14 protein-coding genes and 1 pseudogene are annotated in these 13,701 nt (G+C 67.7%); 12 read left to right on the forward strand and 3 right to left on the reverse strand.

Annotated features, from left to right (window positions below; genetic code table 11):
• Positions 1–55 precede the first annotated feature (55 nt).
• On the forward strand, positions 56–484 hold the full coding sequence (locus tag ACM0PK_RS11960; protein WP_005416313.1) for a BLUF domain-containing protein: 429 nt from the start codon (positions 56–58) through the stop codon (positions 482–484).
• A gap of 15 nt (positions 485–499) precedes the next feature.
• Here the strand turns inward: ACM0PK_RS11960 and ACM0PK_RS11965 are convergent, their stop codons facing one another.
• Complete coding sequence (locus tag ACM0PK_RS11965; RefSeq protein WP_088497310.1) at positions 500–820, reverse strand: ArsR/SmtB family transcription factor; 321 nt, start codon at positions 818–820, stop codon at positions 500–502.
• Positions 821–894: 74 nt separating this feature from the next.
• On the opposite strand from ACM0PK_RS11965, the pseudogene ACM0PK_RS11970 reads away from it, so the two are divergent.
• The 3 genes and pseudogenes from ACM0PK_RS11970 to ACM0PK_RS11980 all read left to right on the forward strand — a co-directional run.
• Positions 895–1,344: pseudogene (locus ACM0PK_RS11970) on the forward strand (YeeE/YedE family protein); the annotation flags it as partial.
• Positions 1,341–1,778, forward strand: a complete 438-nt coding sequence (locus ACM0PK_RS11975; RefSeq protein WP_088497312.1) for a DUF6691 family protein — start codon at positions 1,341–1,343, stop codon at positions 1,776–1,778. The pseudogene ACM0PK_RS11970 and the gene ACM0PK_RS11975, both read left to right, overlap by 4 nt.
• A gap of 43 nt (positions 1,779–1,821) precedes the next feature.
• Positions 1,822–2,874 carry a linear amide C-N hydrolase gene (locus ACM0PK_RS11980; protein WP_414607360.1) on the forward strand — a complete coding sequence of 351 codons (1,053 nt, stop codon included), beginning with the start codon at positions 1,822–1,824 and terminating at the stop codon, positions 2,872–2,874.
• Here ACM0PK_RS11980 and ACM0PK_RS11985 read toward each other — a convergent pair.
• Complete coding sequence (locus tag ACM0PK_RS11985) at positions 2,871–3,650, reverse strand: DUF6491 family protein (protein ID WP_414607359.1); 780 nt, start codon at positions 3,648–3,650, stop codon at positions 2,871–2,873. The genes ACM0PK_RS11980 and ACM0PK_RS11985 overlap by 4 nt on opposite strands.
• Positions 3,651–3,731: 81 nt before the next feature.
• Between ACM0PK_RS11985 and ACM0PK_RS11990 the strand changes: the two genes are divergently transcribed.
• From ACM0PK_RS11990 to thrC, 6 genes are all read left to right on the forward strand, one after another.
• Positions 3,732–4,427 (forward strand): helix-turn-helix domain-containing protein, encoded by a 696-nt coding sequence (locus ACM0PK_RS11990; RefSeq protein ID WP_414607358.1) that lies wholly within the window; start codon positions 3,732–3,734, stop codon positions 4,425–4,427.
• A 167-nt stretch (positions 4,428–4,594) separates the two neighbouring features.
• Positions 4,595–5,545 (forward strand): DMT family transporter, encoded by a 951-nt coding sequence (locus tag ACM0PK_RS11995; RefSeq protein WP_005416320.1) that lies wholly within the window; start codon positions 4,595–4,597, stop codon positions 5,543–5,545.
• 138 nt (positions 5,546–5,683) lie between these two features.
• Positions 5,684–5,821: a hypothetical protein gene (locus ACM0PK_RS12000; protein ID WP_162911581.1), complete on the forward strand. Its 138-nt coding sequence runs from the start codon at positions 5,684–5,686 to the stop codon at positions 5,819–5,821.
• An 84-nt stretch (positions 5,822–5,905) separates the two neighbouring features.
• Positions 5,906–8,410, forward strand: coding sequence for a bifunctional aspartate kinase/homoserine dehydrogenase I (thrA, locus tag ACM0PK_RS12005; RefSeq protein WP_414607357.1), 2,505 nt, complete (start codon positions 5,906–5,908; stop codon positions 8,408–8,410).
• On the forward strand, positions 8,407–9,321 hold the full coding sequence (locus ACM0PK_RS12010; RefSeq protein WP_065184999.1) for a homoserine kinase: 915 nt from the start codon (positions 8,407–8,409) through the stop codon (positions 9,319–9,321). The genes thrA and ACM0PK_RS12010 overlap by 4 nt, the downstream gene beginning before the upstream one ends.
• 29 nt (positions 9,322–9,350) lie before the next feature.
• Positions 9,351–10,637: a threonine synthase gene (gene thrC / locus ACM0PK_RS12015; RefSeq protein WP_171956011.1), complete on the forward strand. Its 1,287-nt coding sequence runs from the start codon at positions 9,351–9,353 to the stop codon at positions 10,635–10,637.
• A gap of 57 nt (positions 10,638–10,694) precedes the next feature.
• Here the strand turns inward: thrC and ACM0PK_RS12020 are convergent, their stop codons facing one another.
• The gene (locus ACM0PK_RS12020) at positions 10,695–11,447 is read right to left on the reverse strand and encodes a Crp/Fnr family transcriptional regulator (protein WP_005416324.1); all 753 of its coding nucleotides are present in this window, start codon (positions 11,445–11,447) and stop codon (positions 10,695–10,697) included.
• Between the two features lie 126 nt (positions 11,448–11,573).
• Here ACM0PK_RS12020 and hisS point away from each other — a divergent pair, with 126 nt between their 5' ends.
• Both hisS and ACM0PK_RS12030 read left to right on the forward strand, forming a co-directional pair.
• Positions 11,574–12,968, forward strand: coding sequence for a histidine--tRNA ligase (hisS, locus tag ACM0PK_RS12025; protein ID WP_414607356.1), 1,395 nt, complete (start codon positions 11,574–11,576; stop codon positions 12,966–12,968).
• A gap of 407 nt (positions 12,969–13,375) precedes the next feature.
• Positions 13,376–13,684 carry a YerC/YecD family TrpR-related protein gene (locus ACM0PK_RS12030; protein WP_414607355.1) on the forward strand — a complete coding sequence of 103 codons (309 nt, stop codon included), beginning with the start codon at positions 13,376–13,378 and terminating at the stop codon, positions 13,682–13,684.
• Positions 13,685–13,701 lie beyond the last annotated feature (17 nt).

The raw sequence follows: 13,701 nt of genomic DNA on the forward strand, positions 1-13,701 counted from the left end.
AGACGGACTCGTCCGCAGCTGCTACCGTGGCTGTACATCTTGTCAAGGAAGCGCCATGCCACTGCGTGCCATCGCCTACGTCAGCCAGGCGCTGCCGGATCTTTCCGCTGAACGGCTGCGGGCGCTGGTCGATGATGCAGCCCGTTTCAACAAGATGGCGGGCGTGACCGGTGTGCTGCTGCATGACGGCGGGCGATTCCTGCAGTACATCGAAGGGCCGCCGGATGGTATCGATTCGGTGTACGAACGCATCCTGCAGGCCGGTAGCCATATCGACATCATCGAACTGGCGCGTGGCCGCCTCGGCCAGCGCCAGTTTCCGTACTGGTCGATGCGCGCGTTGCCGGTGGAGGAGGCGCTGCTGCGGCAACTGTCTTCCAGCGACTGGTCAGGTTTCACCCGCGCGTTGCATGGTGACCTGTCGGCGCCGACCCCGGTGGATCTGCTCGATCAGGTCGTGCAACCGGTGCTGCACGCAGGTTGAACCCGCGTGGAAGGTTCAGCGCGCTGCATTTCCGCAGTAGGCGGCGTGCAACGCCTGCAATACGCCCAGCGCCGGCCCTTCCACCACCCGGTAGTGGATCGCCTGCGCTTCGCGCCGGGTCGCGACGATGCCAAGTCCGCGCAGCACCGCCAGATGCTGGGACAGCGCTGATGCGCTGAGCCCGGTCAGTGCCTGCAGTTCCGGTACTGGCGCCTCGCCTTCAACCAACCGGCACAGCACGCGCAGCCGTGCAGGATGGGCCAGGCTTTTGAGCAGCGCCGCGGCCTGGGCGGCATGCCCGGCCATCGCGGCAGTGTCGAGCTCGATGCGGGTCATGGTTGACCTTTTGTTTTAGAAGAAGCTAATTTAGAAAAAGCTAATTCAAAAGGCAAGCGAATGAACGGAACAACTGGAGGCAGGTCATGACCGTGCCGTGGGCCGCCGTCGCGGGGGGGGCGTTGATCGGTGCGGCGGCGGTGGTGTTGCTGGCGACCACGGGCCGGGTGGCCGGCATCAGCGGCATTGCCGCTGGCAGCGTGCGCGCAACGCCGGGCGAGCGCGGCTGGCGCTGGGCATTCCTGCTCGGCCTGCTTGCCGCTGCCGGGGGTGTGCTGTACTGGCAGGCCGTGCCAGGCCAAGCGCCCCGCGACCTGTTGCGTGACGCCTTGCCGGCGTGGCAGCTGGTTGGCGCCGGCCTGCTGGTCGGATTCGGTACGCGGTTGGGCAACGGCTGCACCAGTGGTCATGGGGTGTGCGGCGTGGCCCGCGGCTCAATGCGGTCACTGCTGGCGGTGGTGGTGTTCATGGCCTGCGCAATGTTGACCACATTCCTGATCCGTCATGGCGGGGGCTTCGCATGAGCCGCGTGATGGTGGCCGCCGGCGCGGCAGGGGCGCTGTTCGGCGCGGGCCTGGCGCTGGCCGGCATGACCGATCCGCGCCGCATCCTCGGTTTCCTCGACATCGCCGGCGATTTCGATCCCACCTTGGCCTGGGTGCTGGCCTCGGCACTGCTGGTCAGCGCGGTCGGCCAGCGCTGGGTGCTGCGGCGCCCGCAGCCGTCATGCGCAACGCGCTTCCAACTGCCCGCCGCGCGCGCTGTCGATGTACGCCTCGTGCTGGGCGCGGCATTGTTCGGAATGGGTTGGGGCTGGGCAGGCTATTGCCCGGGCCCTGCCATCGCCGGGCTGGCGGTGGGATCGCGCGAAGCGCTTTGGTTCGTGCCGGCGATGCTTGCAGGTTTCTGGCTGCACGATCGCCTGGTTCGCCCGGGCTTCACCGCTGTGTCACCCTGAATCGGGTCATATCCACGGATCACGGGGAAAGGAGCGCAACGACATGGCACGGATGAAGTGGAAGGAAAGGGCACTGCTGGCGGTCGCGCTGGCTGCCGCAGTGGCACCGGCGCTGGCCTGCACGCGCGCGGTCTACCTGGGCGACAACGGTGATGTGATCACCGCTCGCTCCATGGACTGGAAGGTTGATGTGGCGACCAACCTCTACGTGCTGCCGGGCGGCATCGCGCGCACCGGCCAGGCCGGGCCGAAGTCGCTGGCCTGGACGGCGCGCTACGGCTCGGTGGTGGCCACCGGTTATGACGTATCGACCACCGATGGCATGAACGAGAAAGGCCTGGTGGCCAACCTGCTGTGGCTGGTCGAATCGGAGTATCCGAAGCAGCGCGGCAACAAGCCGGGCCTGGCCATCTCACTATGGGCGCAGTACGTGCTGGACAACTTCGCCACCGTAGACGAGGCGGTCGCGGCGCTGCAGCGCGAGCCGTACTCGATCGTCACCGACAAGGTACCGGGCGAAGACCGCCAGGCCACGCTGCACCTGTCGCTGTCAGATGCCAGTGGCGACAGCGCCATCGTCGAATACATCGGCGGTCGCCAGGTGATCCACCATGACCGGCGCTACCAGGTGATGACCAATTCACCGATCTTCGAGCAGCAGCTGGCACTCAACAGCTACTGGCAGCAGATCGGCGGCACGGTGATGCTGCCGGGCACCAACCGCTCAGCCGACCGTTTCGCGCGCGCCTCGTTCTACATCAACGCCATTCCCAAGGCGGAAGACCCGGTAGTGGCGCTGGCCAGTGTGTTCAGCGTGATCCGAAACGCCTCGGTACCGTATGGCATCACCACCCCGGGCGAACCGAATATTTCATCCACGCGCTGGCGCACCGTGGCCGACCACAAGCGGCGGTTGTACTTCTTCGAATCGGCACTGACACCGAACACCTTCTGGGTCGACCTGAACAAGGTCGATTTCGGCGGCAAGGTGCTCAAGCTCGATCTCGGTCCGGACCAGCGCAATACCTTTTCCGGCGACGCGCTGGGCCACTTCGTGCCCAGCGCACCGTTCGCGTTCCTCGGCGTCGACGGTTAGTTCGACGCCTGGCTGGAAGCCGGATAGACCGCCTGGATCGTGCAGCCGCCGCGGGTGTACTGCGGCAGCGGCGCCAGGGCGTCGTTGCGCAGGTCACCATTCTCGAATCCGGCGGTGAGGATGCGATCGCCCGGATTGCCACAGATCAGGCCGTTCTGCATGCCGGAGTGGAAGCTCAGCTGTGGCGCACGGTCGAGCTGGCGGCAGTGGCTGCCAAGCTCCACGCGATAGTAGCGGTGACCCCCATTGCGATGCGGATTGGTCTCCACCAGCATGCCCTGCGGGTCGGACGACCACGCGCGCACGTTGCGCGTGGCAAAGCAGTACGACGGCGAACCACCGAAACTGCGGCGGATGTCCCTGCGCTCGCGGATGGTCAGGGCGGGCAGGGTGGCCATGCGCAGGCGGTCGCTGTCGCGGGCCACGCTGGCGTAGTCGCGATCCTGCACGGGGGTCACCGCGCTGATCGCGCAGCTGCGGCCATCGACCACCACACGCTCGCTGGGGCGACCGCAGGCCCAGCCGGCGGGTGCTTCAAGTTTCAGCGTGGTGGCACCGCGGACGCCGGGGCACTCTTCACTGAAGTCGATCCGATAGGCCTGGCCCGCGGCGGCTCGCAGAGCGATTGAACGCGATGAAGCCTGCTCCACTTCCTGGACGCCGACCGCGTCCATGCAGTGCGGGGCCGGTGGCGTACGTTCCTGCGCGGAGGCCGAGGCGGTGAGCGCCAGGCCGAGGCTGGTGGCAAGCACCAGGGACAGCTGCTGATGGGTCATGACCTGCACTCCCTGCGTTGGATGACGGATCGACTATAGCAGCGGTTTGCACGGCCGTTGTTACACGCGCACACTGCCCGAATGGGCGCCATCTTCCATCTGCGGCACTACGGGCAGGCCACCGGCCTGGACCGCCATGACTACGCGCAGTGGGTGCTGCCGCTGCAGGGGGAACTGCAGTTCGAGATGGAAGGGCGCGGCGGCCGGCTGGACCTGCTGCAGGGGGCATTTGTCGCCGCCGGCGAAGCACATGACCAGATGGCGGACGGCCCCAATGGTTTCGTGATCGTTGATTGTCCTCCAGGCGTGCTGGATGACGGCACGCAGGAGCATCTGTGCCGCCAGCGCTGGCTGCATCTGCCGCTGGCGTTGCGGCAGCGCCTGGGCGCCGTGCAGGCAGGGCAGCCGATGCCGGCGTTGCTGCCGCAGTTGCTGCAGGTGTTTGCACCGGCGGGCAGTGGCGCGCGCATGCAGGGCCTGTGCGCGGCGGTGCAGGCCGATCCCGGCCGGGCCTGGCCGGTTGCCCGGATGGCCGGAGTTGTCGGTGTCAGCGAGAGCCGGTTGCACACATTGTTCCAGCGCGAGTTCGGGCTGAGCCCGCAGGCCTGGCTCAGCGCGTGCCGCTTGCGTTGGGCCAAGCATCAGCTGCGCACTACCGCCGCGCCGATCAGCGATATCGCACTGGCCGCAGGCTATTCCGAACAGAGTGCACTGACCCGTGCGCTGCGCCGCGAATGTGGCCAGACCCCCGCTGCGTGGCGCAGGGGGGCCGGCTGATCTGTAGAGCCGAGCCCACGCTCGGCTGCCCTTGTCTGCACAACGGTGAATCGCAGCCGAGCATTGGCTCGGCTCTACAGAGGTGACAAGGCAGCAGCCTGGGTCAAGAGCGCCCAGCGGCCAGCGCTTACACTGCGCGGCCCGTTCCATCCGCCCGGACAACCCGAATGCGCAACAACCCGATGGCCGTGGGCATCGCCAATGGCGTGGCCGCTGGCGCACTGTGGGGCGTGGTCTTTCTCGCGCCTGCCGTGCTTCAGTCGTTCAATGCGTTGCAACTGTCCGCCGGCCGCTACCTGGTCTATGGCCTGATGGCAGTCGCCCTGCTGCTGCCGCGATGGAAGCGGCTGGCACCGCGGCTGGGCCGTGCCGAATGGATCGGCCTGCTGTGGCTGAGCCTGGCAGGCAACCTGGTGTATTTCCTGCTGCTGGCGACCGCCGTGCAGTGGGCCGGTGGCGCTGCAGCATCGCTGATCGTCGGCCTGATTCCGGTGGTGGTCACCCTCGTTGGCGTGCGCGAGCAGGGCGCTGTACCACTGAAACAGCTGCTGCCGGCACTGGGGCTGTGCGTGCTGGGGGTCGCCCTGGTGGGTTGGGAAGCGCTGATGTCCGAGCACCTGGCCACCCCGTGGCGGCAGCGCCTGATCGGGCTGCTGTGCGCGTTCGGTGCGCTGTTCTCGTGGGCGCTGTATTCGATCGGCAACAGCCGCTGGCTGGCGCGCAGGCCGGACCTGTCCAGCCACGACTGGTCGCTGCTGACCGGCGTCACCACCGGCGGCCTGGCCCTGCTGCTGGTGCCGATGGCCTTCATCGGGCACACCGGCAGCCATACGGCGGCGCAATGGAGCGGGTTCTGGGCGATAAGCGCCGGCGTGGCAGTGGTGGCCTCGATCCTCGGCAACGCATTCTGGAACCGTGCCAGCCGCCTGCTGCCACTGACCCTGACTGGCCAGATGATCGTGTTCGAGACCCTGTTCGCGCTGCTGTACGCCTTTGCATGGCAGCAGCGCTGGCCCTCGCTGCTGGAAGCGCTGGCAATCGTGTTCCTGGTGGCTGGCGTGATGCTGTGCGCGCATGCGCATCGCACACCACGGGCGATCGCCGAACATGCCGGCTGAATGCAGTCGTCAAGCGTGCTGATGCCGGCTTTGTCTCAGTTGCAACCAAATGTCGGCACGTTGGCCGGTGATCGCTGCATCGGTTTTTTGCATCGCAGCACTTGACAGCGGCAGGGCGCACGGTGTTTTCTGTGGGCCATGGTCCTTGATGCCGCCCACGCCAGCCTGATCGCCCCCGCCATTGCGGGCCGTTCGACTGCGCCGGTCGCGACCATCACCACCATTACCACCACCACCGTCACCACTGCCCTGGTGCGGCCCGTCGTCTTCGTGTAACTCCCGAAAACCACGGCCCCGCACCCTACAGGTGGCGGGGAAACTCGACACCTGCATGCGACGGGGCCTCCTACCGAGGTCTGCATGTCTTCCCACGCTCCCGCTCATTCCGTTGCCCCGGCCGACCTGGCTGCCCCGTTCACCGTCGTGCACAAGTTCGGCGGCACCTCGGTGGCCGATGCCGAACGCTATCGCCATGTGGGCGGCCTGCTGCTGGCCCGTCCTGAATCGCTGCAGGTCACTGTCGTCTCGGCGATGAAGGGCGTCACCGACGCGCTGATCGAACTGGCCCAGCTGGCGGCCAAGGGCGATCAAGGCTGGCGTGAGGCCTGGCATGCCCTGCGCGCACGCCATCGCGGCGCTGCCGTGGCGCTGCTGGGCGAGCAGGTGGGCGAGACGGTCGAATGGATCGACGCCCGCTTCGATCAGTTGGCCGAAGTGCTGGCCGCGCTGGCGGTGATCGGCGAGCTGCCGCGCGAGGTGCTGGACCGTGTGCAGGGCTTGGGCGAAGTGTTTTCCGCACAGCTGCTCGGCACGCATCTGCGGGCGCTGGGCGAAGACTGCGCGGTACTCGACGCGCGCGATGTGCTGGTGGTCGGGCATGGCGAACTCGGCGTGGATGTCGACTGGGAAGCCAGTGCCGACCGCCTGGCCAAGTGGCGCCTGCAGCATCCGCAGTCGCGCCTGGTTGCCACCGGATTCGTCGCACGCGATCGCGATGACCGCATTACCACCCTCGGCCGCAACGGCAGCGACTATTCCGGTGCGATCTTTGCCGCGCTGTTCAACGCTGACGAGCTGCACATCTGGACCGATGTCGATGGCGTGCTGTCGGCGGACCCACGGCTGGTGCCCGAGGCGGTGCAGCTGGAAGCGCTGAGCTACGACGAGGCCTGCGAACTGGCGTACTTCGGCGCCAAGGTGGTGCACCCGCAGACGATGTCGCCGGCGATCCGCCTTGGCCTGCCGATCTTCATCCGCAATACGTTCCAGCCGGCGCATCCGGGTACGCGGATCAGCGCCGAGCGCTCGCCGCGCGGGCCGGTGAAGGGCCTGACCCTGAGTCCCGGGCTGGCCCTGCTGAACCTGGAAGGCACCGGCCTGATCGGCGTGCCAGGTACCGCCGAGCGCGTGTTTGCCGCGCTGCGCCAGGCGCAGGTATCGGTGGTGATGATCTCGCAGGGGTCGTCGGAACATTCGATCTGCTGCGTGGTACGTGCTGCCGAAGCCGGCCGTGGCCGTGACGCACTGCTGCACGCATTTGCGCACGAGTTGTCAGCGGGACAGGTGCAGCGCGTACAGGTCAGTGAGGGCGTCAGCGTACTGGCTGCGGTCGGTGACGGCATGGCCGGGCAGCCAGGTGTGGCGGCGCGCCTGTTCGAGGCACTGGGGCGTGCGCAGGTGAACATCCTGGCGATTGCGCAGGGCTCGTCCGAGCGCAACATCTCGGTCGCCGTGGATAGCGCCGATGCCACCCGTGCGCTGCGCGCGGCGCATGCAGGCTTCTGGCTGTCGCCGCAGACCTTCGCGGTCGGTGTGATCGGGCCCGGCAACGTTGGCGCCGCACTGCTGGACCAGTTGCTGGCCGCGCGCCCGCAGCTGCTGGCCAAGGCCAATGTGGATCTTCGCCTGCGTGCGCTGGCCTCGCGTTCGCGCATGCGCCTGGAAGTGGACGGCCTGCACGCGGACTGGCGCGAGGCCCTGCGGGACGCGGGTGAATCCAGCGATCTTGATCGTTTCACCGAGCACCTGCTGGCTGCGCACCTGCCGCATGCGGTGGTGATCGACTGCAGTGGCAGTGCCGAGGTGGCCGAACGCTACGAGGGCTGGCTGGCGGCAGGCATCCATGTGGTCACCCCGAACAAACAGGCGGGCGCCGGGCCGCTGCCGCGCTACCAGCGCATCCGCGCCGCCGCAGCGGCCAGTGGTGCGCGCTTCCGCTACGAGGCCACGGTGGGCGCGGGCCTGCCGGTGATCACCACGCTGCGCGATCTGGTCGATACCGGTGACGAGGTGCTGACCATCGAGGGCATCTTCTCCGGCACGCTGGCCTGGCTGTTCAACCGCTTGGATGGCAGCCAGCCGTTCTCGCAGCTGGTCGCGCAGGCGCGGTCAATGGGCTATACCGAGCCGGACCCGCGCGATGATCTGTCCGGTGTGGACGTGGCACGCAAGCTGGTGATCCTTGCACGCGAGGCCGGTCACGCGCTCAGCCTGGAACAGGTACAGGTGGAAAGCCTGGTGCCGGCACTGCTGCGCGACGGCAGCGTGGATGACTTCATGGCGCGGCTGGGCGAGTCCGACGCCAGCTTGCTGCTGCGCCTGCAGGATGCGCGGGCGCGTGGCGCGGTGCTGCGCTACGTGGCACGGCTGGGCACCGACGGCGCCTCGGTGGGCCTGCAGGAACTGCCGGCCGACCATGCCTTCGCCAACCTGCGGCTGACCGACAACGTGGTGCAGTTCCGTACCCGCCGCTACTGCGACAACCCGCTGGTGGTGCAGGGACCGGGCGCTGGACCGGAAGTGACGGCGGCGGGCGTGTTCGCCGACCTGCTGCGGGTAGCCGCTGGCGAGGGAGCACGCCTGTGATCGCACGTGCATTTGCGCCCGCCTCGGTGGCCAATGTGGCGGTGGGCTTCGACATTCTGGGGCATGCCATTGCAGGCGTTGGCGATACGGTGAGCGTGCGGCGTATCGATGAGCCGGTGGTGCGCATCGAGGCGATCCGTGGCAGTGCGGTCGAACTTCCGCTGGAGGCGGCCGGAAACACGGCAGGTGCGGCGTTGATGTCGCTGCGCGCAGGGCTGGACTTGGACTTCGGCTTCGCGGTGGAGATCGACAAGGGCATTCCATTCGGCTCCGGCATGGGCGGCTCGGCAGCGTCGTGCGTCGCTGCGCTGGTTGCTGCCAACGCATTGCTGGATGCGCCACTCGCGCGCGAGGCGCTGTACCCGTTTGCGCTGGACGGCGAGGCCGTGGCCAGTGGGGGCCGCCATGGTGACAACGTGGGGCCGCTGCTGCTCGGCGGGCTGGCGTTGTGCACGGCCGACCGCCTGCTGCCGATCCCTGTGCCAGCCAGTTGGCACAGCCTGCTGGTGCACCCGCACGCGGTGCTGGAAACCCGTCTGGCACGCCAGGCGCTGCAAGGCAGCTATGCGCTGGGTGAATTCGTAGCGCAGAGTGCGAATCTTGCGCTGGTGCTCAGCGGCTGCCATCGCAGCGACGCGGCGCTGGTCCGCGCTGGCCTGCGCGATGTGCTGGTGGAGCCGCGACGGGCGGGACTGATCGGCGGCTTCGAGGCGGCTCGTGATGCGGCGTTGTCAGCCCGTGCAATGGGCGCAGGCATCTCCGGTGCCGGCCCCAGCGTGTTCGCCTGGTTCGAAGATGCCGACCAGGCCCACGCTGCCGCGGCGCCGGTGCAGGCGGCATTCGCTGCTGCCGGCTTCGACAGCGATGCCTGGGTGTCGCCGCTGGATGCGCCCGGAGCCCGGCTGTGCTGAATCCTTCTCCCTCTTTGGATACTGAACCCATGCAATTCGTTTCGACCCGCGGCCGGTCCCCGGCCGTTGGCCTCAGTGCGGCCATCGCTGCAGGCTTGGCGCCCGATGGTGGCCTGTACGTGCCCCAGGTACTGCCGGCGCCACGTGAGCTGGAAGCCGGTGCGACCCTGGCCGATACCGCTGCAGACCTGCTGGCACCGTTCTTCGCCGGAGATGCGCTGGAGGCCGGATTACCGTCGATCTGCCGCGAGGCGTTCGACTTCCCGGTGCCGCTGCGTGCGCTCGGCGACGGTGACCACGTGCTGGAACTGTTCCATGGGCCGACGGCGGCGTTCAAGGACATTGGTGCGCGTTTCCTGGCCGGTACGCTGTCGCGGCTGCAGGCCGGCAAGGACCGTGACCTGACCATCGTCGTCGCCACCTCTGGCGATACCGGCGCCGCCGTTGCCGCGGCCTTCCATCGCCAGCCAGGCGTACGCGTGGTGGTGCTGTATCCGGATGGCCGCGTGTCACCGCGCCAGGCGCACCAGCTCGGCTGCTTCGGTGACAACATCCAGGCGCTGCGCGTGGCCGGTGCCTTCGACGACTGCCAGGCCATGGTCAAGCAGGCGCTGGCCGACCGCGAACTGCAGGCACAGGTGCCGCTGAGCTCGGCCAACAGCATCAGCCTCGGTCGCCTGCTGCCGCAGATGAGCTACTACGCACATACGGCACTGAGCCACTACGCGTTGCATCGTCGCCGGCTCAACCTGGTGGTACCGACCGGCAACCTGGGCAACGCAATGGCCGCAGTGCTGGCGCGCGCGCTGGGCGTGCCGATCGGACAGATCGTGCTGGCCACCAATGCCAACGCCGTATTGCCGGCGTACTTCAACGGTGGCGAGTACCACCCGCAGGCCAGCGTGGCGACCGTGGCCAATGCAATGGACGTGGGTGCGCCTAGCAACTTCGAACGCCTGCGCTGGCTTTACCGGGGAGATGATGCGGAGCTGCGCGCTGCACTGCGTGCGTTCGCGGTGGATGATGTGACCATCCGCGCGACGATTGCGGCGGCCCATGCCAGCAGTGGCGAGCTGTTCTGCCCGCATACGGCTACGGCGGTGAAGGTGCTGCAGGACCTGCGCGCACGTGGTGCCAAGGGCGACTGGGCGGTGGTGGCCACCGCGCATCCGGCCAAGTTCGAGGCCGTGGTCGAGCCGTTGATCGGCGAACCTGTGGCCGTGCCACCGGCATTGGATGCGTTGTTGCAACGGGCGGCGCACGCCGAACCGTTGGCCGCCGATTACGCGGCGTTGCGCGAGGTGTTGTTGCGTTGATCGGAGATGGATGGGATTGCCGGCCGCTGGCCGGCAATCCCAGCAACCGCAGTGCGGTCAGATCAACCCTTCACCGGCCAGCGTGCGCAGCCCGTCCTCGTCGAGGATCTCCACTACGTTCAGGTGGGGCAGGGCAATCAGCCCTTGCTGGCGCAGCTTGGTGAAGGTGCGGCTGACCGTTTCCATGGTCAGACCCAGATGGTCGGCGATGTCGCCTCGGCCCATCGGCAGCGACACGCGCAGGCCGTCGCCGCCCAGCCTGGCTTCACGCGCGGCCAGGCGCAGCAGGAAATCGGCCAGCTTCTCGGCCGGCTGCAGGCGTGCCAGCGCCAGTGCAGCGTCCTGCGCGGCATCCAGTTCCTGGCAGGCACGCTGCAGCAGCTTGCGCTCCAGGTGCGGGAAGCGGCTGCGGAGCGCCTTCATCTGTGGCAGCGCGACGCGGCAGACACGGCTGTCGGCGATGGCTTCGATGTCGTAGCGGTGATGGTCGCTGCCGCTCAGGCCCAGGTAGTCGCCGGGCAGCACGAAGCCGTTGATCTGGCGGCGGCCGTCGGCCAGGGTGCGTACCAGGCGCAGTGCGCCGGCAGTCAATGTATAGACATGGTCGCGTTCTTCACCCGTGCGGGCGAGCGTGCTGCCCATGCTGACCTGCTGCGAAACGGTGACCTGTTCCAGCGCCTGCACTTCATCGGGCGACAGCGCCGAGCACACCGCAAGGTGGCGAACCGAGCAGTGCAGGCAGTCCAGCGTGGTGCAGGACGGCGAGGCGGGATCGTTGGTGGCGGGCGGAGCGCCGGAAGGCCGTGACATGTTGCGGGGGCGTATCGCGGGCGGGGAGGGCCTTATGATACTTCAAGCGGCCGTTCGACCCTGCCCGAGGCGGGGGCGCTAGAATGTCGCCCCCTCCCACGTCCCGTTCCAGCAGGAGTTCCGCCCGTGATCAAGCCCCGTACCCCGCCCGGCACCCTTGAACTGCTGCCGCGCGAGCAGATTGCGTTCCAGCGCATGCTGGACGTGATCCGCCGCAACTACGAGCGCTTCGGGTTCCTGCCGGTGGAGACGCCGGTGTTCGAGCTGTCCGATGTGCTGCTGACCAAGTCCGGCGGCGAGACCGAGCGCCAGGTGTACTTCGTGCAGTCCACCGGTGCGCTGGCCAATGCGGCCGAATCGGGCGACCGTTCGCTGCCGGAGATGGCGCTGCGCTTCGACCTGACCGTGCCGCTGGCACGCTACGTGGCCGAGCACGAACACGAACTCACCTTCCCGTTCCGTCGCTACCAGATGCAGCGCGTTTACCGCGGCGAGCGTGCCCAGCGCGGCCGTTTCCGCGAGTTCTACCAGTGCGACATCGACGTGATCGGCAAGGACAGCCTGAGCGTTCGCTATGATGCCGAAGTGCTGGCGGTCATCCACGCCGTGTTCTCGGAGCTGCGCATCGGCGACTTCAGCATCCAGCTGAACAACCGCAAGCTCATGCGCGGCTTCTTCGAAAGCCTGGGCGTGGCCGAAGGCGAGCGCCAGCTGGCGGTGCTGCGTGAAGTGGACAAGCTGGACAAGCGCGGCGCCGATTACGTGCGCGAGACGCTGGTGGGCGAGGGCTTCAACATCCCGGGCGAGCAGGTCGAGAAGATCCTGGCCTTTGTGGCCGTGCGTTCGCAGGGCCATGCCGATGCGCTGGCGCAGCTGGCAACGCTTGAAGCCGACGCCGGTTCTTCGGAGATCCTGCGTACCGGCGTGGCCGAACTGCGCGAAGTGCTGCAGCTGGTGCAGGCGCTGGGCGTGCCGGAAACCGCGTACTGCCTGAACTTCTCCATTGCGCGCGGCCTGGACTACTACACCGGCACCGTCTACGAGACAACGTTGACCGACCACCCGCAGATCGGCTCGATCTGCTCGGGCGGCCGCTACGAAGACCTGGCCAGCCACTACAGCAAGTCCAAGTTGCCGGGCGTGGGCATTTCCATCGGCCTGTCGCGCCTGTTCTGGCAGCTGCGCGAGGCCGGCCTGATCGATGGCATCGAGGCCAGCAGCGTGCAGGCGCTGGTGGCGCTGATGGACGAGCAGGGCATGCCGCAGTCGCTGGACATCGCCCGCCGCCTGCGCGCCGGTGGCATCAATACCGAAGTGCAGATGGAGCCGAAGAAGATCGGCAAGCAGTTCCAGTACGCGGCCAAGGCGGGCATCCGCTTCGCGGTGCTGGCCGGTGAGGACGAGCTGGCGCGGGGCGTGGTGGCGGTGAAGGACCTGCTGCGCGAGCAGCAGTTCGAAGTGTCGCGCGATGAGCTGGCGAGCACCCTGCAGGTGGAGCTGGAGCAGTCGAAGGTGATGTAACGGCCGGTTGGCCGCATGCCAACACGCCACGAAAACGCCCACCACCCGGTGGGCGTTTTCGTTTCCGGGCCGCGTTCCGGGGTCAGAGCCGTTTTCCTTCAGAAAACGGATCCGACCCCTTGCTGTTCCAACAGCTCGCAGGAAACTGTCGACGGCGGGGTGGGTCCGGAGGCAGGGGTGTCCGCGGCATGGATGCCGCGGCCAAGCCCCCATGGACGGGTTTACGGCGTCCCCTGCCACCGGACCCACCCCGCCAACCCTCAGCCATCCAGCATTTGACGTCGCTTCGGCATCTAGCGGGTGCAGGGCAGCAGCCTTGCCGCCCCCTCAACCCCCGATTTGACGCACTGCGCAAGAATGCGCTAATGTACTAACGCGCTATTACATTGATGCATGGAAACGACCCCGTGAAAGCCCGCCCCGAGATTGCCGCCAAAGACCCGAAGGCCGACCTGGAAGCCTTGGCCCTGGCCTTTGCCGCCCTGCGCGAGCCGGAGGAGGTGGAAGCCTTCCTGTGCGACCTGTGCACTCCGGCCGAACTGGAAGCCATGGCCGACCGCTGGAAGGTGGTGCCGTTGCTGCAGCAGGGCGTGCCGTACCGCGAGATCCACGAGCGCACCGGGGTCAGCGTGACCACCACCGGGCGGGTGGCGCGCACGCTCGAGCACGGCCATCGAGGCTATGCCGCTGCCATCGACCGCCTTGCTTCGCGCTGATCCGCGCCCCGTTCCGA

Origin of the sequence: Stenotrophomonas sp. FR010, assembly GCF_047520755.2 — a bacterium.
In the GTDB taxonomy this organism is placed as follows: domain Bacteria; phylum Pseudomonadota; class Gammaproteobacteria; order Xanthomonadales; family Xanthomonadaceae; genus Stenotrophomonas; species Stenotrophomonas sepilia.